Raw genomic sequence first — 22112 nt, 5'->3', positions numbered from 1 at the left:
GTGACCGGTTCCAACCTCACCGACGCCACCGGCATCACGATCGGCGGGAACGCCTGCACCGGGCTGACCGACGTCAGCGCCACCAGCGCCACCTGCACCATCCCCGCCGGCACCGCCGGCGACCAGAACGTGATCATCACCACCCCGGGCGGCCCGAGCAGCCCCTACACCTACACCTACATCGCCACACCGACCATCAGCACCGTCGATCCGGTCGCCGGACCCCTGGACGGCACCAACACGCTGACCATCACCGGCACCCACCTCGACGACACCAACCTCGGCTCGATCACCATCGACGAGAACGCCTGCACCCAGATCACCGTCAACAGCCCCACCGAAGTCACCTGCACCGCGCCTTCCGGCACCGTCGGCGCCAAGAACATCGTGCTGACCAACCCCGGCGGCACCGTCACCAAAACCAGCGCCTACACCTACGCCGCGGCGCCCGAGATCACCGACGTCACTCCGGACAGCGGCCCCGCCTCCGGAACCACCACCCTGACGATCACGGGCACCGGTTTCCTCGCCACCACGAGCGTGCTCGTCGGAGGGAACGCCTGTACCGACGTGACCGTCACTTCCGCCACCGAGGTCACCTGCACGGCGCCGGCCGGCACGGTCGGCCTCGTCAGCGTCGAGATCACCACTCCGAGCGGCACCGACACCGCGACCGAAAGCTACGAGTACGAACCCGCACCGGTCATCGCGGAGGTCTCGCCCACCGGCGGCCCGATCGGTGGCGGAGGCACGCTGACCATCACCGGCATGGACCTGGACGACGCGACCGTCACCATCGCGGGAAACAGCTGCACGGTGGCGACCAACACCTCCACCGAGATCACCTGCGCCATCCCGGCCGGCGCTGCGGGTGCGCGGGATGTCGTGGTCAATGCGACGCTCGGCAGCACCACGCTGACCGGCGGCTACACCTACGCCGCGGACCCGGCCATCACCTCGGTCAGCCCGACCAGCGGCCCGGCCGCAGGCGGTAACACCGTCACTATCAACGGCACCGCACTCGCTGGCGCCACCGCCGTCACCATCGGCGGCGTCGCCTGCACCATCGTCACCAACACCGCGAGCGTGATCACCTGCACGGCGGGCACCGGCACCGCCGGCGCCGAAGACGTCATCGTCACCACACCCGGCGGCGACGACACCGAAACCGACGGCTACACCTACGTCACCGCACCCGACATCAGCAGCCTGACCGTCACCAGCGGGCCCATCGCAGGCGGCGGCACCACCATCATCAACGGCATCAACCTCAGCGGCGTCACCGAACTCACCATCGGCGGGAACCCCTGCACCCTGGGCACCAACACCTCCACCCAGGTCACCTGCACCATCCCCGCCGGCACCGCCGGAGCACGCGACGTCATCGTCACCACAGCCGGCGGCAACGACACCCTGACCGGCGGCTACACCTACGCCGCGGACCCGGCCATCACCTCGGTCAGCCCGACCAGCGGCCCCACCACAGGCGCCAACACCATCACCATCAACGGCACCGCACTCGCCAACGCGAGCAGCGTCTTCATCGGCGGCGTCGACTGCCCGATCGTCACCAACACCGCGAGCGTGATCACCTGCACCGCAGGCATCGGCACCGCTGGCGCCAAGGACGTCGTCGTCACCACACCCGGCGGCGACGACACCGAAACCGGCGGCTACACCTACGCCGCAGACCCGGCCATCACCTCGGTCAGCCCGACCAGCGGCCCGACCACAGGCGCTAACACCGTCACTATCAACGGCACCGCACTCACCGGCGCCACCGCCGTCACCATCGGCGGCGTCGCCTGCACCATCGTCACCAACACCGCCAGCGTGATCACCTGCACCGCAGGCACCACCACCGCCGGCGCCAAAGACGTCATCGTCACCACACCCGGCGGCGACGACACCGAAACCGGCGGCTACACCTACGCCGCAGACCCGGCCATCACCTCGGTCAGCCCGACCAGCGGCCCCACCACAGGCGCTAACACCGTCACCATCAACGGCACCGCACTCACCGGCGCCACCGCCGTCACCATCGGCGGAGTCGCCTGCACCATCGTCACCAACACCGCCAGCGTGATCACCTGCACCGCAGGCACCACCACCGCCGGCGCCAAAGACGTCATCGTCACCACACCCGGCGGCGACGACACCGAAACCGGCGGCTACACCTACGCCGCCGACCCGGCCATCACCTCGGTCAGCCCGACCAGCGGCCCCACCACAGGCGCCAACACCATCACCATCAACGGCACCGCACTCACCGGCGCCACCGCCGTCACCATCGGCGGAGTCGCCTGCACCATCGTCACCAACACCGCCAGCGTGATCACCTGCACCGCAGGCACCACCACCGCCGGCGCCAAGGACGTCATCGTCACCACACCCGGCGGCGACGACACCGAAGCCGCCGGCTACACCTACGCCGCAGACCCGGCCATCACCTCGGTCAGCCCGACCAGCGGCCCCACCACAGGCGCCAACACCATCACCATCAACGGCACCGCACTCACCGGCGCCAGCAGCGTCTTCATCGGCGGCGTCGACTGCCCGATCGTCACCAACACCGCCACAGTGATCACCTGCACCGCCGGGATCGCCACCGCCGGCGCCAAGGACGTCATCGTCACCACACCCGGCGGCGACGACACCGAAGCCGCCGGCTACACCTACACGGCGGTGTCGACTCCGACGACCAGCCCCACAACTGCGCCGCCGATCAACCCGATTCCGACCACCATCCCGACCACCAGCCCGACCGTCAGCCCGAGCGCCAGCCCGAGCACCAGCCCCAGCGAGAGCCCGAGCGTCAGCCCGAGCGCCAGCCCCAGCGACAGCCCGAGCCCGAGCACCATCCCGTCGCTCAGCTCGAGCCCGACACCCACCACCACCCCGACACCTACCACCAACCCGACGCCGACCGCGCAACCGACCAACCCGCCGCCGACCGCGCAACCGACCAACCCGCCGGCTCAGATCAAGCTGGACCTGAACCTGTCGCTCAACGAGCCGATCGTCGGATCCGAGGCGGTCCTGTCCGGCGGCGGCCTCCTCGCCAAGTCGAGCTACGAGCTGATCATGTACTCCACGCCGGTCCGGCTAGCGGGCGGCTACTCCGACGCGGACGGCAACTTCAAGACCGAGATCACGCTGCCCAGCAAGGTATGCGTCTCCGGTGGCATGCACCGGATGGTCCTCACGGCGACCGCCGCCGACGGCTCGGCGCTGTCGGACACCAGCTACATCGTCATGGACGGCACCTGCAAGACCCGTAGCCTGCGCCAGGTGAAGCCGGTCAACAACACGGTGACGCTGGGGGCACTCGTGTTCCCCGTCGGTTCCACCACGTTGCCGGCCAGGTCGAAGGCCACTGTCCGAGGCTTGAAGAGCTCCTTCGCGGGAGCCAAGACCATCACCGTGACCAGCTACTCCGAGACGAAGAAGAAGTCCAAGGCCGCCATCCGGGCCAACAAGGTCGTGGCGACCAAGCGCGCCGCGGCGGTTCGGACCTACCTGCTCAGCATCGGGGTGAAGACGAAGATCGTCGTCGTCGGTGTCGGCGGGAAGCCCTTCAAGGGCCCGAACCGAAAGTACATCCGCCGGGCAGTCATCACCGTTCGGTACTAGATCTCATCAGCTCTGCCGATCGCCCCCGCAACCAAGGTTGCGGGGGCGATCCTCGTTACCGGCCGCTCCTCGTCAGAGGGCTTCCCGGGTGGCGGTGACTGCTTCCGTGGCGGAGATCATGGTCTCGGCAAGCGGCGCCGCCGCGAGCAGGTCGTCGGCCATCACCCGGAGTTGATCGGGCAGCACCGGGTCCGCCAACCGCGGGACGGGCCGGCGCCGGCGTTGCTCGGTGTCGGCGGCGTGATCGGCGAGCCGCTGGACGAGCGCGAAGACGACCTCACCCCGGCTGCCGCCGCCGGCGCGCGCCGGGGTGTGCCAGCGAGCGGCCTCCCAGTGACCGACCTGCGTGATCAGCCGCTGCACCGCGGTCTCGAACTCCCCTGCGCCCACCCGGCGACCCTACCCGTGAACGGGGCAGCGCCCGGTCCGCGGGGAGGCGGACCGGGCGCTGCCGGGTGTGACGTTTCGCAGGCGGCTAATCGTCGCCTTGCAGGAAGCTCAGCAGGCGCAGGATCTCGAGGTACAGCCAGATGAGGCTGACCAGGATGCCGAACGCCGCCGTCCACGAATAGCGCTGCGGCAGACCCATCCGCACGCCCTCCTCGACCTCGTTGAAGCTGAGGATGAAGCTCAGCGACGCGACGACGATGCAGACGATGCTGAAGATGATGCCGAGCGGGCCGTTGCTGCGCAGCCCGGTGCTGAAGCCGAACAGCGACAGCACGAAGGTGATCAGCATGAGGGCGAAGAGGCCCGCCATGACCGCGATCATGCCGCGCTGGAACTTCGGCGTCGCCCGGATGACCTTCGCCTTGTACAGGAAGGCCATCAGGAAGAAGACGCCGAAGGTGGCGATCACCGCTTGCAGGACGATGCCCTCGAAGCCGGCGATCTCCTGGTACATCTTGCTGATCAGGCCGACGAACGCGCCCTCGATCACCGCGTAGGCGACGACCAGCACCGGGTTCGCCATCCGGGAGAACGAGATGATGAAGCCCAGGACCAGGCCGACCACCGCGGCGCCGATCCAGGCCGGGCCGAGCAGCGCGTCCGGAACGAGGTTCCAAGCGGCGACGGCCGAGACGCCGGTGATGCCGAGCAGCGTCACGGTCTTGACAACGACGTCGTCGATCGTCATGGGTTGCACAGCCGGCGGCGAGGCCGGATATCCCGGAGCGCTCGGGTACGGCTGACCGTAACCCGGCTGACCGGCGGCCGGGCCGTACGGTCCGGCCGGGTTGTAACCGGCGGTCCGCTCCCGCTCGGCCGCCTGGCCGAGGCGCGAGAGCACCGGGTTGGAAGTCTTCACTGTGTCCAGCCTCCCTTGAGGTTGAGGCACGTAGGGGCGTGCTCTACCAGGGTAAGCCCCATACCAGCTCGATGCTGCCCGGGAATGCTGTGAGCAGGCTGAAAACCTGATTATCCGGCCCCGGGACATATGACTCTGTCGATCGGCGCGGTGTGCCGCGAGAGTTCTGTCGTCACAACGTCGTTCGCAGGATGGGGATCGAGCATGAAGAGTCACAGGACACCGGGCACCGGTATCGGCCGCAAGGCAGTGCTGGGCGGTGCTTTCGCGGTGGTGGTCGGGCTTGGTTCCGCGATCACGGTCGTCGCCAACGCGGCCGAGAACGAGGTGTACGACCAGGCGCAACTGCTGGCCGCCTGCGAGGAGAAGACGGACCTTTACGGCAAGGCCGACCGGTGCAGATTCGAGCCGGCGACCTACGCGGGCTTCACCGGGAACCTGGTGCAGGTATCCGGCGTGGATTCCAACTGCGGGGCGGGCGAGGTCAGCCGCGAGGTCCGGTGGAGTCAGACGACCACGGAGAGCAACAGCATCGAGGTGTCCGCGTCCGTCGAGGCCGGCCTCTCGAAGATCTTCTCCGCCTCGGTCTCGACGACCTTCGGCCACACCTGGGAGCAATCACAGACCAAGGAGGACGCGATCACCGTCGGCATTCCGCCGCTGTCCGCCGGGACCGTCTTCCGCGGTGCCCCGCTGGCCAAGGTCACCGGGCGAATGGTGATCAACTTCGGTTCGCGGCGCCAGGGTCACTTCGAGTGGTACGCCTACCCGACGCTGGAGGTGCCGGCGGAGGACCAGCCGAACCTGCAGCGGCTGGTGGCCAATACCCGGCCGCTGACCCAGACCGAGCTGGACGCCTGTCCCGACGTGCCGGGCGGCTCGAAGCTGCAGGTCGACGTGCCGGCCGCCAAGGAGACCACCGTGCAAGAGGCCGCGCCCGGCGCAGCCGAGTCCGCGGGTTCCTTCAACGCTTCCGAGCAGCACGCGGTCGACTGAGCCCAGGAGGCCGCTTGCCACTATCTGACGGCAGGCGGCCTGAGTGCCCGGGGCGGGTCTCGAACCCGCACGCCTTTTGGGGCAGCCGCTTTTAAGGCGGCCGTGTCTGCCGTTCCACCACCCGGGCCGAGGCGCTCCCGCTCACCGTAGTCGGTCCGGCCCGCCCGGCAGAACGCCGGACGGGCCGGAACCACACTCAGCGGGAGCCCGCGCCCACCGGCTCGGGGCTGCGGTCATCGCCCAGCGGGGGTGTCACGTGGGTGAACTCCTCGCGCGGGGCGTGCAGCTGGCCCAGCGAGATGACCTCACGCTTGAGCACGAACGCCAGCGTCCAGTCGGCCAGCACCCGCACCTTGCGGTTGAACGACGGGATGCGGCTCATGTGGTAGGTGCGGTGCATCAGCCAGGCGGGCAGGCCCTTGAGCTTGATGCCGTACACCTGGGCGACGCCCTTGTAGAGGCCGAGGCTGGCGACGCTGCCCGCGTATTTGTGCTTGTAGTCCTTGGGCACGCCGCCGTAGACGACCGCGCGGATGTTGTCGGCCAGCTGCGCGGCCTGGCGGACCGCGTGCTGGGCGCTCGGCGAGCACCAGGCGCCCGGGTTGGCCAGGTCGGGGACCTGGGCGCAGTCGCCGGCGCTCCAGGCGCCGTCGAGCACCCGCTCGCCGTCGACGATCTGCAGGGTCGGGATGCAGGTGAGGTGCCCGCGCGGGCCGCGCGGCAGGTCGGTGTTGTCCAGCATCGGCGACGGCTTCACGCCGGCCGTCCAGACCAGGGTCTCGGCGCGGAAGGTGGAGCCGTCGGAGAGCACGATCCGGCCGTCGACGCAGGACTCCAGCCGGGTCTCCAGGCGCAGGTCGATGCCGCGCTGGTCGAGCTGGCGGGCCGCGTAGGCGCCCATGTCCGGGCCGACCTCGGGCAGGATCCGGTTGGTCGCCTCGACCAGCACGAAGCGGACCTCGTCCTGGCTGAGCTCCGGGTAGTACTTCAGGGCGTCGCGGACGACGTCCTCCATCTCGGCCAGCGCCTCGATGCCCGCGTAGCCGCCGCCGACGAAGACGAAGGTCAGCGATGCCTTGCGCACCTCGGCGTCCGGGGTGGTGGCGGCGATGTCGAGCCGGTTGAGGATGTGATTGCGCAGGTAGATGGCCTCGCCGATGGTCTTGAAGCCGATGCCGTTCTCGCGCAGGCCCGGGATCGGCAGGGTGCGCGACACGGAGCCGGGCGCCACGATGATGTGGTCGTACGCGATCTCCTTGACCGGACCGTCGATCGGCTGGACGGTGACCGTCTTGCGGGCGTGCTCGATCTTGGTGACCTCGCCGGAGACGATGCGGCAGCGCTTCAGCTCACGACGCAGCGGCACCACCGAGTGCCGCGGCGAGATGTTGCCCGCCGCCGCTTCCGGCAGGAAGGGCTGGTATGTCATGTGCGGCTGGGGGTCGATGACCATCACTTCGGCCCGGCGCGTGTTCAGCTTCTTCGACAGGCGCAGAGCGGCGTACAGCCCCACGTGACCTGCCCCTACGACAACGATCCGCTGCGGTTTCACCTCTTCATTGTCCCGCCCGGGACCGCCGGGTGCGCGGTTCTGTGACCAAGCACAACCCCGTTAGTCAAGTGCCGTAACACACACGTTTCGGTTTCATTTCGCTGGAAACTTAGGGGACCATAACCTTCACGGGCGGCGCAGCAGCCGGCCCAGCAGCAGGGTCACGCCGACCGCCGCACCCAGCCCGGCCAGCGTCGCGATCACGAACGCTCCCCCGGCCAGTTCCGCGGTCAGCCCCAGCGTGACCACGGTCAGCACGGCCGAGATCAACACGACCAGCAGGGCCCGGCCCAGCCAGCCACCGACCACGTCCACATTGACGATCGCGTCGGACGGCAGCACGGCCGCCAGCGCGGCCAGCGTGTGCCCGAGGTAGATCAGGGTGGCGATGCTCAGCACCCGCCAGAGCGCGACCCGGGAGTCGTACCAGGTGGTGTCCAGGACCCAGCCGCCCACCACCAGCAGCACGGTGAAGGTCACGCCACGCCCGCGCGGCGCCACGGCCGGATAGCTGCCGGCCAAGAACAGCAACAGCACGTACCGGCTTGAGGTCAGCGCGGCCGGCCAGGCCACCACCAGCGCGAGGATGAAGGCCAGCCCGATCCCGGCCCGGACCAGCAGGGGCAGGGCCGTCGCGCGGGCCGCGGCGCGCCGCGCTCGCTCGACCCGCCCGGTGATGCCGTCGAGCATGTCAGCGCCCCCGCGGTGCGGAGGCGAGCCGGGACACGTCCCGCAGCACCAGGTCGAGGCTGCCGGCCCCGGCCCAGGTCACGACGGGCACCCCGTGCTCGCGCAGGCGGCCGAGGACGTTCTCCCGTTCCATCCGCCACAGCTTGGTGGCGATCGGCGTCCACTGGCTGCGGCTCGGCGGCGCCGCGCCGGCGGGCAGGGTGTCGACCGCGACGGTGTACCGCCCGGACTGGCTGAGCCCGGCCAGCATGTCGGCCGAGCGCGGGTCGACGAGCGGGGTCAGCACGACGACCAGCGCGTCCGAGGAGACGTGGTGGGCACCGAACGCGTGCTCGTGCGGACCCTGGTCACCGGTGTCGGCACGCACGTCCAGCAGCCATTCCAGCACCGTCAGATATTGCCGGCGGCCGGTGGCCGCGCGCAGCCGGCGGGCGGACGAGCCGTACTCCATCAGCGAGACGCGGTCGCCGCGTTGCAGGTAGTGCTCGGCGATGGCGGCGGCCGCGCGGACGGTCGTGTCGAGCACCGACGCCCGGCCCTTGACCCCGCCGGACGCGCCGGCCTCGCCGAGCACGTCGAGCAGCAACAGCACCTCGGCGTCCCGGTCGGACAGGGTGGAGGCCACGTGCAGGTCGCGGGTCCGCAGGGAGACCCGCCAGTCGATGCGGCGCAGCCGGTCACCGGGCGCGAACGGCCGTACCCCGGCCAGCTCGCCGCCCTCGCCGGGCCGCCGCGATCGGTGGTTGCCCACCAGGCCGGCCGCCGCCGGCATCGCCTCGGTGGCCGCGAACGGCTCGGTTTCGGGGTAGACCCGCACGCCCCGGGCCGGCGTGACGACCGGGCGGCAGGCGAGCAGGCCACCGCAGGCAGCGACCCGGGCCGCGGCCGGGCCGACGTCGTGCCGGCCCCAGCGGGTCGCCTCGCCGGGCAGCCCGATGGCGGTCCAGCCGTCGGGCGCCACGGTGAGCCCGAACGGCCGGTCGGCGTCCCGCAGCTCCAGCCACGGCGACGTCCTGGTCCGCACGACCACCAGGTCGTACGGGATGGCGTCGGGATTGGTCACGGTGATCCCGGCGCCGACGCTGCCGCCCTCCACGATGTGTTCCTCGGTCGCGTCCACGGTCAGCTCGGGCGCGGAGCGCGGCATCCGGCGCAGGCCGATCGCGGCGCCGACGGCGAACGGCGCCGCGAGCAGCACCAGATCGACCCGGCCCAGCGCCACGCCGAGCACCAGCAGCAAGCCGGTGAGCAGCACCGTGCGGCCCAGCGCCCGGGTGGGCACCCAGGCCGGCGCCGCCCACCCCTCGTCGGCCGTCGAGCCCGGAGGCGGTACGGCGGCACGCAACGACGGCGGCTCGAAGGCTGTCACTGTCCGCTGTACCCGCCCGCGTACGTCGGCAGGGCACCGCTCGCCGGGGCCGGCACGGCCTGCAGCACCTCCTGGACCACGAACGCCGGGTCGACCCGGCGCAGCCACATCTCCGGCCGCAGCGTGATCCGGTGCGCCAGCGCGGGCACCGCCACGTCCTTGACGTCCTCGGGCACCACGTAGTCGCGGCCGGCCATGACCGCCCGGGCCCGGGCGAGCAGGAGCAGCGCGAGCGAGCCACGCGGTGACGAACCGACCAGCACGGAGGCGTGGTCGCGGGTCGCGGAGGCCAGCGACACGATGTAGCGGCCGATCGAGTCCTCGACCGCGACCTGCTCCAGCGCGGCCTGCATGGCCATCAGCCGGTGCGCGTCGACCACCGGCGCCAGCTGCGACTCCTCCTGGCGGCGGGACATCCGGCGGCGCAGCACCTCCCACTCCTCGTCCTTGGTCGGGTAGCCGAACGAGACGCGCAGCATGAAGCGGTCGAGCTGGGCCTCGGGCAGCGGGTACGTGCCCTCGTACTCGATCGGGTTGGCGGTGGCCAGCACGTGGAACGGCGGGTCCAGCCGGTAGGTCACGCCCTCGACGGAGACCTGCTTCTCCTGCATGGCCTCGAGCAGGGCGGCCTGGGTCTTCGGCGGCGTCCGGTTGATCTCGTCGGCGAGCAGCATGTTGGTGAAGACCGGCCCGGCGCGGAACGCGAAGTCGCCCTTGCGCTGGTCGTAGAGGAAGGAGCCGGTGACGTCGGCGGGCAGCAGGTCGGGGGTGAACTGCAGCCGGCGGAAGTCCAGGCCGAGCGACTGGGCGAAGCAGCGGGCGGTCAGCGTCTTGCCGAGCCCGGGCAGGTCCTCCAGCAGCACGTGACCGCCGGCCAGGATGCCGGCCAGCACCAGCTCGAGGGAGTCGCGCTTACCGACCACCACGCTGCCGACCGAATCCAGGACAGCGGCGGCCAGCCTGCCCACCTCGTACGGCGGCAGGGCCTCCACGCTCGCGTCCGTCACCGAACCACCCTTCTCAGATCTTCTCTAGTGCCTCGACGTACGTGGACAGCTCACGGGCCTTCGGCGGACGCCTGTCCGGCTCGGCCAGGAACTCCCACAACGGCTCGCCGAGCAGCTTCCGCGCCCGCCGCGGATCCGACGAGCGGGTGATCCCGTGCTTGAGCCGCAAGCGTTCGTCGGTGAGCTCCGCGAGCACGGGCAGGACGTTACGCGAGAACCTCTCGGCATCCTGCTGCGACCAGTCCAGCTGTTGCTCCCAGCGGCGCACCGCCGCCCGCAGGGTATCGGTGCCGGCCCATCGATAGTCGCCGCCTTCCTCGCCGCGCCGGGTCGCCCGGCGGGGCAGCGGCGGCGGGGCTACCTCGGAAACCGCGAGCATCAGCAGCCGCAGCGAAACCAGCGCGGCCACGATCAGCAGCACGGAGACGCTGATGCCGCGGGAGCGCAGCCCGGCCACCACGACGACGGTGGCGACCACGATGAGCGCGGCGTTGCGGAAGATCCAGCCGGCCCGGGAGCGCGGCTTCTCGACGATCTCCTCGGGCTCCGCGACCACCACGTCGTCGGGCCGGCTGCCGAAGAGGTCTTCCAGCCCCCCGTCCAGGTCACGGCTCATGCCATCACCTCCGCCGGCGCAGTTGATGATTCGCTCATGGCGTCACCCCGGCACCGAGGTCGGCCCGGAGGCGTTCCAGCGCGGAACGGGCCTGCTGGCGCATCTGGTCGTCGACGGTGTGGGTCGCATACCGGGCCTGGCGGTAGACCGCGGCGAACGGGGTCAGCACGCCGGCGTCGACCCGCTGCTCGGCGAGCAGGCGGGCGACCAGGTCGGTGGGGCTGTCACCGGCGTGCCGGGGGGTGCCGGCCGCGGCGGCGGCCTGTTCCAGCCGCACCCAGCAGGCGATCACGGCCCGGCGGGGGTCGCGGTCGGTGTCGGAGAGCTCCTGCAGGCCCGCGTCCAGGGCGGCGACCAGGTCCTCGGCGGTGCGCGGCTCCGGGCGCCGTGGATCTCGGCGGCCCTTGCGGGTGCCCCGGCGGCTCATCGTCTGGCGCAGCAGCGCCCAGCTCACCAGGGCGATGACCACCACGCCGACGATGCCCAGGAGCACCAGGGCGGCCGTGCCCGTCCAGTCGGGCAGCTCACCGCCGGCCTCCGTCGGCTTGGCGGACGGCCGGACGACCTCTTCCGGCGAGGGCGGCAGCAGCGGCGGGGCCTCGGCGACCGGCGCGGCGTCGGGGTTGAAGCGCTCCAGCTGCGGTGCCGACCGGGTGGCCGCCAGCGAGGCGAGAAAGAGCAGCGCGAGGACGGCGGCCAGCGGCCACCAGCGACGCAGTGCGGCGAGATCCAATACTCCGGGCCTTAGGTCGTCCGTACACGGCGAAAATCGGCAGAGTCCGCATCATGCCAGGCCCGCCAGGTCTTTGGCACGGCCGAGGATGTCGTCCAGCATGACGGGGGTGAGCCGGCCGGTGAATGTGTTCTGCTGCGAAACGTGGTAGCAACCCAGCAACTCCGGCGCGCCGGGCTGGCTGACCTGGGCGGCGTGCCCGAAGGCGGGGCGCGGGACGGGGGGCCGGAGGCCGTAGACGGCGGCCATCGCGGGCCACCAGGCGGCCCAGGCGAAGGCGCCGAGCGCGACCACGACGCGCAAGGTGGGCCGGATCAGATTCAGCTCCCGGTGCAGCCAGGGCGCGCAGGTGTCCCGCTCGACCGGTAGCGGCTTGTTGTCCGGCGGGGCGCAGCGGACGGCCGCGAAAATCCGGGTGTGCCGCAGCGCCAGGCCGTCGTCGGCCGCGACGCTGGTCGGCTGGTTGGCCAGGCCGGCCCGGTGCAGGGCGGCGAAGAGCACGTCGCCCGAGCGGTCGCCGGTGAAGATGCGGCCGGTGCGGTTGCCGCCGTGCGCGGCCGGGGCGAGACCGAGAACGGCGATGCTCGCGTCGGCCGGGCCGAAACCCTGGATCGGGCGCCCCCAGTAGGTCTGGTCGCGGAAGGCGGCCCGCTTGACCCGGGCGACCTCCGCACGCCAGGCGACCAGGCGCGGGCACGCGAAACAGTCGGCGACGGCGGCGTCGAGGGCCGGCAGGGCGGCCGCGGCGGCCGCGTGCGCGGCGACCTCTTCAGGGCTACGGCTGGGCACGGGCTCCAGCACAGCACTGCGCGGGACGACGGGAGCAGCCGGGGTGGCGGCTCCCGTCGTGCCGGTGGGTCAGGATGCCTTGGGACGCAGGCAGAGCAGGTAGCCGCCGCCGGCGTCGCTGCCGTAGACGTAGTACTCCTCGTTCTCCTTGAAGAACTTCTCGCAGGACTTGCTCTGGGTGTTGGTCTCGCCCTCGACCCGGCCCACCACGGTGAACGCGGCATCGGCCGAAGAGCAGTCGACGACCTTGGCGTTGGCGTCGGTCTCCTCGTCGACCTTCACGTCCTTCGAGGAAGCGACGCAGTCACCGACGGCGGCGTTCTTGGCCTTGTCGCCCAGGAACTGGTCCTTCACGAAGAAGATGATGACGGCCACGACGATGGCGCCGACGATGCGCAGGGCGACCCGGCCCACCGCGCTCTTCTTCTTGGGCTCGGGCGGGAAGGCGGCCGGGCTGCCGAAACCCTGCTGCGCCGGGTCGCCGCCGGGCTGGCCGGCGGGCGGCGCGCCATACGGCTGGCCCCCGGCCGGCGGCGCGCCATAGGGCTGACCCGGCGCCGGGGCACTGCCGAAGCCCTGGTTGGCGGGCGGCGGGAAGCCGTCACCGGCGGACGGTGGCGGCGGCGCGACCGGGTTGCTCACGATGGATCCTTTCGGGGTCCGGCCGAGGGGGTCGGCCGATCGGAGCACAACCTAGCGACCCGGGCGGCGCCGCCGCGACCCCGTTCACCGCGCAGAAGGCGGGACGCTCGCAGGCCTGGCCGAAGAGCTGGGAGTGGGATTGGCCGAAGAGCCGAGGGAAGGACTGACCGAAGGGGTGGAGCTGGGCTCGGCCGAGGGGTCGACCGGGTCGCTGCCGTCCACGGTCGGCACCGGCCCCGGGCCGTTCGTTCCGGGAGCACCAGACGCGTCCCCGGCGCCGGCGTCCGCGCTCGCCGAGGCGGCCGGCATCCGGAACGGGTCCCGGTCGGGGCAGTACGGATACGTGAGTCGCTGGACGTCGGTGTAGTTGCCCTCGTCGTCGTAGCAGTAGGTGTTGCCGAGCCGCAGCGGCGAGCCGTTCTGGTCGAAGATGCGCGCGTTGGTGACCAGGCGGCCCTGCTCGTCGTACACGAAGAGGTCTTCGATGTTGCTGTAGGGGTTGTCGTAGTTGACGTCGGTGTAGTTCGCGTCGCGGCGGCTGCTGTCGGCCTCGCTGAAGCCCGCGAGTGCGACCAGCACCAGGATCACCGAACCGGCGTAGAGGGCGCGCTGGGGCCACTTGGCGAGTGGCACCGAACGGCGGCCGAACCAGATCGAGGCCAGCACGCCGACCGCGAGCAGCAACAGGGCGATGACCTCGCTGCCGCCGATGCGGGGCAGCAGGCCGATCGGCTGACCGCTGTCGTCCAGCAGCCAGGCCAGCACCATCGCCACGAGGTAGCCTCGCAGCACCCACCAGGCCGGGCGCAGCAGCACCAGGAACTCACTGGCGTGGGCGGCACCGAAGAGCGGGCCGAGCCGGCCGTCGAGCCGGCGCAGGTGGACCAGCGCCTGGTCCCGCGCCTGGTCCCGCAGCTCGAAGAGCCGCGCGGCGCGGCGCGGTGGGTCGGGGAAGCCGCCGACGAAGCCGGCGGTGGTGCGCAGGTCCTCGGCGTACGCCTCCGGGCTGCCGAGGCGCTCGGCCAGCGACCCCTCGCCGTCGGCGACCACCTCGGCGAGATGCTCGGGCAGGTCCTCGAGCAGCTCGTCGCGCAGCGACTCGGGCAGGTCGCCGAGTGCGGCGCGGACCGCGAACACGTACAGATTGATCTCGTCCTGAGCTGTGGTGATCACGCCGTCTCCCGCTCGCGAAGCAGATCGTCCATCGTGGATGCAAAGCCGTGCCAGATCTTGCCGGAGCGCTGCAACTCGGCGCGGCCGGCGGTGTTGAGTGCGTAGTACTTGCGGTGCGGACCCTCGTCGCTGGGCACGACATATGTGGTCAGCAGGCCGGCGTTGAAGAGCCGGCGCAGCGTGCCGTAGACGGAGGCGTCGCCGACCTCGGTCAGGCCGGACATCCGCAAGCGGCGCAGGATGTCGTAGCCGTAGCCGTCCTCGTCGCGCAGGGCGGCGAGACAGGCGAGATCCAGCACGCCCTTGAGGAGCTGGGTGGTATCCACGCGGTGCACACTACTTCGCGATCCGAAGTAGTGTCAAAGGCGTAATACCTCGGGGTCTCTGGATCTCTGGATCTCCGGTCTCAGGCCAGGGACATGGCGATGCCGTCGAGGATGTCGTGTTCGCTCGCGACCACCGACGTCTTTCCCGCGCGTTCCATGATGATGCGCAGGATCAAGGCCCCCGCGCCGATGACGTCCGCCCGGCCCGGGTGCATCACGGGCAGCTCCCGGCGGTCGGCCACCGTCGAGCCCAGCAGGTCGAAGGTCACCTTCGCCACGTCGTCGTACGGGATCCGCGCGTGGTGGATCCGCTCCGCGTCGTACCCCGGCAGGCGCAGGGCCAGACCCGCCACCGTCGTGACCGAACCGGCCAGGCCGACCAGGGTGGCCGTGCCGTGGCCCGACACCTTCCGCAGGGCGGTGTCGACCGCCTTGGTGATGTCCTGTTCCGCCGCCGCGACCTCCGCCGGGGTCGGCGGGTCGCTGTGCAGGTGCCGTTCGGTCATCCGGACGCAGCCGATGTCCATCGAGATCGCGTGCCGGACCTCGTCGCCGCCGACCACGAACTCGGTCGAGCCGCCGCCGATGTCGACCACCAGGTACGGCTGGTCCGCCGCCAGCCCGTTGACCGCCCCGGCGAACGACAGCCGGGCCTCCTCGTCGCCCGTGATCACCTCGGGGTCCACGCCCAGCGTGGCGCGCACCATCGCGGTGAAGTCGGCCGCGTTCGCCGCGTCGCGGGACGCCGAGGTCGCGCACATGCGGACCCGGCCGACGCCCAGTTCGGCGATCTCCATCGCATACCCGAGCAGGGCCTTGCGGGTCCGCTCGATCGCCTCCGGGGACAGCCGGCCGGTGCGGTCCACGCCCTCGCCCAGCCGAACGATCTCCATCCGGCGGGCCACGTCCGTCAGCCCGTGGTCGGAGACATCCGCGATGAGCAGGCGGATCGAGTTGGTCCCGCAGTCGACGGCCGCGACTCTCACACTGTTCTCCTAGAGATGGAGGAGCATCCTGGTGTTACCGAGCGTATTGGGCTTGACCCGTTCCAGGTCGAGGAACTCGGCGACGCCCTCGTCGTACGAGCGCAGCAGCTGCTCGTAGACACCGTGCGGGACCGGGGCGCCGTCGATCTCGGTGAAGCCGAACGAGCCGAAGAACCGGGTCTCGAACGTCAGGCAGAAGACCCGGGCCACGCCGAGCTGGCGGGCCACCTCCAGCAACTCCGCGACCAGCCGGTGGCCGATCTTGAGGCCGCGGCAGGCGGGGTCGACCGCGACCGTCCGGATCTCGGCCAGGTCCTCCCACATCACGTGCAGCGCGCCGCAGCCCACCACCCGGTCGTCGGCCGCGTCCACGGCCACCCAGAACTCCTGGACGGACTCGTAGAGCGTGACTGTGGCCTTGCTCAACAGCCGGCGGTCCGACGTGTACGTGTCCACGAGCGCCCGGATGTCCCGGACGTCGGACGTGCGCGCGCGACGGATCTCAAACTGCATGCGGCAGAGTTTATTCAGCCTCGGGACGCACGCACGGACCGCCTGTCCACCACGGCTCGACCGCCGCGCGGACCTCGTCGCCGAACGGGTTGACGCCCGGCCCGGCCGCCAGCGCGTGCCCGAGGTGCACGTGCAGGCACTTGACCCGGTCGGGCATGCCGCCCGCGGAGACCTTCTCGATCTCCTCGACGTGCTCCACCGCCTCGCGCCGGCGCAGATAGTCCTCGTGCGCCTGCTCGTACTGCTTCGCCAGCGCCGGGTCGGCGGCGAGCCGCTCCTGCATGACCCGCATCACACCGGCGGACTCCAGCCGGCTGCACGCCGCCGTGGCGCGCGGGCAGGTCAGATAGAACATCGTGGGGAACGGGGTGCCGTCGTCGAGCCGCGGGGAGGTCTCCACCACGTCCGGGTTGCCGCAGGGGCACCGGTGCGCGACCGCCCGGGTGCCGCGGGGGCGGCGGCCGAGCTGCTGGGCGACGAGCGCGAGATCCGCTTCGGAGGGTGTCGTCATCTACTTTCGGGATTCTGAGTTGGCGGCGGCGACGCTGCCCCAGAGCGTGTCGTACCAGCGGCCCGGCGTGTCCACCGCCCCGCCCTTGGCGGCGTCGCGGGCGGCGGCGGCCGGGTCGTTCACCACGAGCAGCGGCACTTCACCGGGGCGCACGTAGAACAGGCGGTCACGGGCCTGGATGCGGACGTACTCCGGGTCTTTCCACTTGTCGGCCTCCTCGGTGAGCCCCTTGATCCTGTCCTGCTGCGCGGCCTGGTCGGCCTGCATCTGGGCGATCTGGGACTCCTGCGCGAGGTAGACGCGAACCGGATAGGTGTAGGCCAGGGCGAGGGCGACCAGCACGACGATCAGGACGGTGGCCCGGCCGGTGAAGGCCTTGGGCCGGGTGGCGACCGTCCGCTTCGTGGCGCCCGCCGCGGCCGCGCGCCGCGCGGCGGCCGGCCGGTTGCCGGACCTGATGCCGCTGGTGGTCCGGGTGGCGGGCATCCGCCGGGGTTCGATCCGGGTGGCGGCGGTGTCGCGGGCACGGCTGGGGCGAGCAGCTGTACGGCTACCCGGACGTCCCGCGTGACCGGAAGGCCGTCGCGAAGGACCCTGACCGCTGAGCCCGTGAGAGTTGGGCGTGCGGCGCTGCGTCATCCCTGCCCCTCCCCCGGAGCTCGCCTGGACCATGGAGTTGCGGCACCTTCCTCAGGACACTATGCCCAGGAAACGCGGAGCCACAACTCCATGATCTGTTGACGCAGCGTTACGCGGTGCGGTAACGCGGGAACGCGCCCGCGCCGGCGTACCGGGCCGCGCTGCCGAGCTCTTCCTCGATGCGCAGCAGCTGGTTGTACTTGGCGACCCGGTCCGAGCGGGCCGGCGCGCCGGTCTTGATCTGGCCACTACCCACAGCGACGGCCAGGTCCGAGATGGTGGTGTCCTCGGTCTCGCCGGAGCGGTGGCTCATCATCGTCTTGAAGCCGGCCCGGTGCGCCATGTCGACGGCGTCCAGGGTCTCGGTCAGCGAGCCGATCTGGTTGACCTTGACGAGGACCGCGTTGGCGGCGCCCTCGGCGATGCCCCGGCCGATGCGGGTCGGGTTGGTGACGAACAGGTCGTCGCCGACGATCTGGACCTTGTTGCCGATCTGCGAGGTGAGCGCGGTCCAGCCGGCCCAGTCCTCCTCGTCCAGCGGGTCTTCGATGGAGACGATCGGGTACGTCTCGGCGAGCTTGGCGTAGTAGTTGATCATCTCGTCGGTCGACTTCGGCGAGCCCTCGAAGACGTACGCGCCGTCCTTGTGGAACTCGGTCGCCGCGACATCCATGGCGAACACGATGTCGGTGCCCAGGGTGAAGCCGGCGGCCTGCACGGCCTCGGCGATCAGGTCGAGCGCGGCCGCGTTGGTCGGCAGGTTCGGCGCGAAGCCGCCCTCGTCGCCCAGCCCGGTCGACAGGCCCTTCTTCTTCAGCACCGACTTGAGCGCGTGGTAGACCTCCGCGCCGGTGCGCAGCGCCTCGCGGAACGACGGCGCGCCGATCGGGGCGATCATGAATTCCTGCACGTCGACGTTCGAGTCGGCGTGCGCGCCACCGTTGAGGATGTTCATCATCGGCACGGGCAGCACATGCGCGTTCGGTCCGCCGACGTAGCGGAACAGCGGCAGCTCGGCGGAGAGCGCGGCGGCCTTGGCGACGGCGAGCGAGACGCCCAGGATCGCGTTGGCACCCAGCTCGGACTTGTCGGCGGTGCCGTCGATGTCGAGCATCTTCTCGTCGATCAGGCGCTGCTCGCTGGCCTCGTAGCCGAGCAGCTCGTCGGCGATCTTGTCCTCGACGTTGCTGACGGCCTTCTCGACGCCCTTGCCCAGGTAACGGCTCTTGTCGCCGTCACGGAGCTCGATCGCCTCGAAGGCGCCCGTGGAGGCGCCGGAAGGCACCGCGGCGCGTCCGACCGTGCCGTCGTCCAGGCCCACCTCGACCTCGACGGTCGGGTTGCCCCGCGAGTCGAGAATCTCCCGGGCGACGATCGCTTCAATGGTGGCCATCTGTCGTGTCGCTCCTCATGCTCGTATGGATAGATTCCAGACCGCGACCCTGCGGCCCACCACGAGCTAGAGCGTATCGACCCGAGGTGTCGGCCGTGGCGGCGGCCGGTGAACTCACGCACCCACATGCCTCAGGCATGCCCCGAAAATGCCGATCTCGGGTATCGCCATGACTACTATCCTGCTTCTTCCCGATGCCGGCTCGTACGTCGAGATGACTGCCTCCGACGAGCAGGCCACCCGTGTGCGCGTGGTCCACGCCGAGGACCACGGGCTGACCCTGTCCGCCCCGCTGGTTGCCGTCCCCGGCGTGGGCGAGACCATCACGCTGCGCTGGTCGGCGGCCCCGCGCGGCCGGTACGCGCTACCCTGCGCGGTGACCGAGGTGGACGAGAACCGGCTGAAGGTCGAGGCCCGCGGGGAACCGCTGGTCGAGCAGCAGCGGCACTACGTCCGCGGCGGCGGCGGCGAACAGGTGATCATGCACCGGACGGGCTTCCCGAGCGCGAACGGCTGGATCCGCGACATCAGCGAGAACAGCATGCGAGCCCACTTCGAGGGCACCAACGTGCGCGACGAGGAGAATTTGCGGCTGCGGATCGAGCTGGGCAGCGAGATCCTCGAGGTGCTCGCCATCGCGACCAGGGTCGAGGCGCTGCCCCAGCAGGTGCCGCCGGGCCCGATGTCGGTGGAACTGGTGGCCATCTTCGAGCCGAACGAGACCCAGGCCCGGGTCATCCGCAGGTACGTGATGCGCCAGCAGTTGCTGAGCCGCAGCCGAGCCTGAGAGTCACCCCTCGAATACCGGTTTGCGCGCAGTTGCACGCATCGGCAAGGGTGGGCAGGTGCCTTCCTCCCGCCGATTCCTAGCCGCGGCCGCGCTGATGCTGTGCGTCGCGACGGCAGGCTGCTCGGACCTGGACGACCCGGGCCAGGGCCTGACCCGCAACGACCTGGTGGCGGACCTGGCGGCGCAGATGACGGCGGCGGCGGACCTGACATACGAGGCGAGCTATCAGCTCTCCGGCGGCGGCAAGGCGACGGTCGCCCAGACGAAGAAGCCGGCCCGAACGGCATACGTCTACCCGGGCGGCAAAATCACGGTGACGGCCGACGCCACCACGGAGTGCCACATGGCGAAGACGACCACCTGCACGATGACGGCACCGCTCACCGCGGCGAGCCCGGCCCCGGCCACCGTGTTCGACGGCGCGGGCGAGACGGGCCTGGTCACCCCGGCGACGGTGCTGGCCCTGCTGAACGCGGCGGTCCTGGACAACGACGTAGAGGTCGACCAGCACGACACGACGATCGCGGGCCGGCACGCGACCTGCGTGCAGCTCGCCGGGGTCGACGACGCGGCGGCCCGCGACTTCACCACCTGCATCACGAACGAGGGCGTGCTGGGCAGCTTCAGCGGCATCCTGAACCAGACCCGCATGGACGTGGCGATGACCCACTACTCGGAGCAGGTCGAGGAGGCGACGTTCGCGCTGCCACAGTCGGCCAAGCTGGTGGACCGCCGCGGCCGCTGAGCGGTGCCAGGCGGCATATCGATCGCCACACCCGCCCCTGGAATGGACCGACTACACGCCGAGGAGCGTGCGGAGGTGGCGGGGCGGTGGGGAGCCGTGCGCCAGCATCGCGTCGTGCCATGCCTTCGGGGTGGCGCCGAACGGGCGGGCCGCCGCGATCGCCGACACCTCCGTGTAGCCGACGAAGTAGGTCGAGAGCTGGGTTGAGGTCAGCAGGGCGCGCTTCCACTTGCCGGCCGCCTCGCCCTCCTCCTGGAAGCCTCGGCCGGTCATCATCGCCATCGCTTCGTGCTCGCTCAGGCCCTCGCAGTGCACCAACTGGTCCAGAACCGCGTTCAGGCTCATCCGGAGCTGCATCTTGAGCTGCTGCAGGCGCACCGGCAGCCCGCCGAAGCCGAGGCCGGCCATCAGCTCCTCCGCGTAGACCGCCCAGCCCTCCACGAACGGGCCGGAGAAGCCCAGCGCCCGGACCCGGGTGTCCGCGCGGAATCGGCGCGAGTGTGCGAGCTGCAGGAAGTGGCCCGGCATCGCCTCGTGAACTGTCAGATTGCGCAGCATGTGGTCGTTGTATTCGCGGTAGAACGACTGCACGCGCTCGCGCGGCCACTCCGCCGGGGCCGGCGCGATGCAGTAGAACGTCGGCACCTCCGCCGTTTCCAGCGGGCCCGGCGGGTCGCAGTAGGCCACCGCCACGCCGCGGGCGAATTCCGGCATCTCCTCGATCACGCACGGGTCGTCGATCAGTGTCAGCAGGTCGTGCTCGCGGACGAACTCCGTCGCCTCGGCCATCGTGACCTTCGCCAGGTCGACGATCGTGCTGTCGTCCGGGTGCTGCGCGGCCAGGGCGTCCAGGGCGCGGCGCACGGTCTCGTCGGTGGCCGGACCGCCGGTCAGCTCCGCCGCGGCCGCGCGGAGCTGCTCGCCCACCTCCGCCAGGTTGCCTTCGGCGCGGGCCAGCACCTCGGCGGCCGGCAGCTCGGTGTCGAGGGTGTGCCACAGCCGGGCCTCCCACAGCGGGCGGCCCAGGCGGGGGTCGCGGCCCGGCTCGCCGCTCTCCAGCCGGGCCCTGAGCCAGCCGTCGAACTCGGCCAGCGCGGCCAGGGCCGTCGCCGCCGCCGGCTCGATCGCCGAACGCATGCCCGGCGCCTCGGCGAGCAGGCCGGGCACCTGGTCGCGGATCAGCGCCGCCGCGCCGGCGAACTGGCCGACCGCGATCTCGGCGTGCAGCCGGGGCACGTCGCGCAGCACCGCGCGGGCGGTGGCGAGCGCGTCGGGGACCGCCGCCAGCCGGCCGCCGAGGCTGCTGAGCCGCTCCTCCGCCGGGGCGAACGGGCGGGACAGCAGCGTGTGCAGCAGCGGGCCGGGGTTGTGGGAGAGCGGATTCCACTCGTGCTCGCGGACGTCGCCCAGCTCGAACATGCCGCGCTCGACGACCGCGGTGAGGATCGCGTGGTCGACCTTGTCCTGGTCGTCGAAGTCGTCGGGGTCGATGCCGGACAGCGCGTCGGCGGCATCGCGCAGCATGGTGACCCGGTCGGCGACCGCTCCGGGGGACAGATCGGGCAGCCGATCGTCGAACCGGTGATCACCGGCGTAGGACGCCAGCGCTGGGTCGGTCTCCAGGATGGCATCGACAATGCGCTCCGCGAGCGGCACGAACTCCGGCATGCGGCAGAATCTACTCGCCGGGTGCGACATTC

Annotated in this window: 22 protein-coding genes and 1 tRNA gene; 4 read left to right on the top strand and 19 right to left on the bottom strand. The window is 71.0% G+C overall.

Annotated features, from left to right (window positions below; all coding sequences use genetic code 11):
• Positions 1–3633 (top strand): IPT/TIG domain-containing protein (locus tag DMB66_RS40730; protein ID WP_148112804.1); only part of this gene is annotated, 3633 nt, incomplete at its 5' end.
• A 72-nt stretch (positions 3634–3705) separates the two neighbouring features.
• Here DMB66_RS40730 and DMB66_RS40725 read toward each other — a convergent pair.
• The gene (locus tag DMB66_RS40725; protein ID WP_125809465.1) at positions 3706–4023 is read right to left on the bottom strand and encodes a hypothetical protein; all 318 of its coding nucleotides are present in this window, start codon (positions 4021–4023) and stop codon (positions 3706–3708) included.
• Between the two features lie 85 nt (positions 4024–4108).
• Complete coding sequence (locus DMB66_RS40720) at positions 4109–4942, bottom strand: Bax inhibitor-1/YccA family protein (protein ID WP_125809464.1); 834 nt, start codon at positions 4940–4942, stop codon at positions 4109–4111.
• A gap of 204 nt (positions 4943–5146) precedes the next feature.
• On the opposite strand from DMB66_RS40720, the gene DMB66_RS40715 reads away from it, so the two are divergent.
• Complete coding sequence (locus DMB66_RS40715; RefSeq protein ID WP_125809463.1) at positions 5147–5938, top strand: hypothetical protein; 792 nt, start codon at positions 5147–5149, stop codon at positions 5936–5938.
• A 44-nt stretch (positions 5939–5982) separates the two neighbouring features.
• Here DMB66_RS40715 and DMB66_RS40710 read toward each other — a convergent pair.
• From DMB66_RS40710 to eno, 16 genes are all read right to left on the bottom strand, one after another.
• Positions 5983–6065 (bottom strand) — tRNA-Leu (locus DMB66_RS40710).
• A gap of 69 nt (positions 6066–6134) precedes the next feature.
• A complete protein-coding gene (locus tag DMB66_RS40705; protein WP_125809462.1) occupies positions 6135–7490 on the bottom strand; it encodes an NAD(P)/FAD-dependent oxidoreductase in 1356 nt (451 codons plus the stop codon).
• A gap of 126 nt (positions 7491–7616) precedes the next feature.
• Positions 7617–8180, bottom strand: a complete 564-nt coding sequence (locus DMB66_RS40700) for a hypothetical protein (RefSeq protein WP_125809461.1) — start codon at positions 8178–8180, stop codon at positions 7617–7619.
• Between the two features lies 1 nt (position 8181).
• Positions 8182–9525 (bottom strand): DUF58 domain-containing protein, encoded by a 1344-nt coding sequence (locus DMB66_RS40695; protein ID WP_125809473.1) that lies wholly within the window; start codon positions 9523–9525, stop codon positions 8182–8184.
• Positions 9526–9545: 20 nt separating this feature from the next.
• The gene (locus DMB66_RS40690; RefSeq protein ID WP_199752913.1) at positions 9546–10556 is read right to left on the bottom strand and encodes a MoxR family ATPase; all 1011 of its coding nucleotides are present in this window, start codon (positions 10554–10556) and stop codon (positions 9546–9548) included.
• Between the two features lie 13 nt (positions 10557–10569).
• Positions 10570–11172 carry a hypothetical protein gene (locus DMB66_RS40685; protein ID WP_125809460.1) on the bottom strand — a complete coding sequence of 201 codons (603 nt, stop codon included), beginning with the start codon at positions 11170–11172 and terminating at the stop codon, positions 10570–10572.
• Between the two features lie 34 nt (positions 11173–11206).
• Positions 11207–11905 (bottom strand): DUF4129 domain-containing protein, encoded by a 699-nt coding sequence (locus DMB66_RS40680; protein WP_125809459.1) that lies wholly within the window; start codon positions 11903–11905, stop codon positions 11207–11209.
• Positions 11906–11956: 51 nt separating this feature from the next.
• Positions 11957–12694 carry a uracil-DNA glycosylase gene (locus DMB66_RS40675; RefSeq protein WP_125809458.1) on the bottom strand — a complete coding sequence of 246 codons (738 nt, stop codon included), beginning with the start codon at positions 12692–12694 and terminating at the stop codon, positions 11957–11959.
• A gap of 69 nt (positions 12695–12763) precedes the next feature.
• Positions 12764–13336, bottom strand: coding sequence for a hypothetical protein (locus DMB66_RS40670; protein ID WP_125809457.1), 573 nt, complete (start codon positions 13334–13336; stop codon positions 12764–12766).
• An 84-nt stretch (positions 13337–13420) separates the two neighbouring features.
• A complete protein-coding gene (locus tag DMB66_RS40665) occupies positions 13421–14509 on the bottom strand; it encodes a hypothetical protein (RefSeq protein ID WP_125809456.1) in 1089 nt (362 codons plus the stop codon).
• The gene (locus DMB66_RS40660; protein ID WP_125809455.1) at positions 14506–14835 is read right to left on the bottom strand and encodes a PadR family transcriptional regulator; all 330 of its coding nucleotides are present in this window, start codon (positions 14833–14835) and stop codon (positions 14506–14508) included. Before DMB66_RS40660 ends, DMB66_RS40665 begins: the two co-directional genes overlap by 4 nt.
• Positions 14836–14915: 80 nt before the next feature.
• Entirely contained in the window at positions 14916–15821 is a 906-nt protein-coding gene (locus DMB66_RS40655) for a Ppx/GppA phosphatase family protein (protein ID WP_125809454.1), read from the bottom strand.
• A 9-nt stretch (positions 15822–15830) separates the two neighbouring features.
• Positions 15831–16334 (bottom strand): amino-acid N-acetyltransferase, encoded by a 504-nt coding sequence (locus tag DMB66_RS40650; protein WP_125809453.1) that lies wholly within the window; start codon positions 16332–16334, stop codon positions 15831–15833.
• A gap of 10 nt (positions 16335–16344) precedes the next feature.
• Entirely contained in the window at positions 16345–16845 is a 501-nt protein-coding gene (locus DMB66_RS40645; RefSeq protein ID WP_125809452.1) for a DUF501 domain-containing protein, read from the bottom strand.
• The gene (locus DMB66_RS40640) at positions 16846–17484 is read right to left on the bottom strand and encodes a septum formation initiator family protein (RefSeq protein WP_125809451.1); all 639 of its coding nucleotides are present in this window, start codon (positions 17482–17484) and stop codon (positions 16846–16848) included. It abuts the gene before it with no gap.
• A gap of 109 nt (positions 17485–17593) precedes the next feature.
• On the bottom strand, positions 17594–18877 hold the full coding sequence (gene eno, locus DMB66_RS40635; RefSeq protein ID WP_125809450.1) for a phosphopyruvate hydratase: 1284 nt from the start codon (positions 18875–18877) through the stop codon (positions 17594–17596).
• 169 nt (positions 18878–19046) lie between these two features.
• Between eno and DMB66_RS40630 the strand changes: the two genes are divergently transcribed.
• Both DMB66_RS40630 and DMB66_RS40625 read left to right on the top strand, forming a co-directional pair.
• Positions 19047–19664, top strand: coding sequence for a hypothetical protein (locus DMB66_RS40630; protein WP_125809449.1), 618 nt, complete (start codon positions 19047–19049; stop codon positions 19662–19664).
• 58 nt (positions 19665–19722) lie between these two features.
• Complete coding sequence (locus DMB66_RS40625) at positions 19723–20412, top strand: hypothetical protein (protein ID WP_125809448.1); 690 nt, start codon at positions 19723–19725, stop codon at positions 20410–20412.
• 51 nt (positions 20413–20463) lie between these two features.
• On the opposite strand, the gene DMB66_RS40620 is transcribed toward DMB66_RS40625, so the two are convergent.
• Positions 20464–22080, bottom strand: coding sequence for a DUF885 domain-containing protein (locus tag DMB66_RS40620; RefSeq protein WP_125809447.1), 1617 nt, complete (start codon positions 22078–22080; stop codon positions 20464–20466).
• Positions 22081–22112 lie beyond the last annotated feature (32 nt).

The organism is Actinoplanes sp. ATCC 53533 (assembly GCF_003947245.1).
This window is presented reverse-complemented; position numbering and strand designations above follow the sequence as displayed.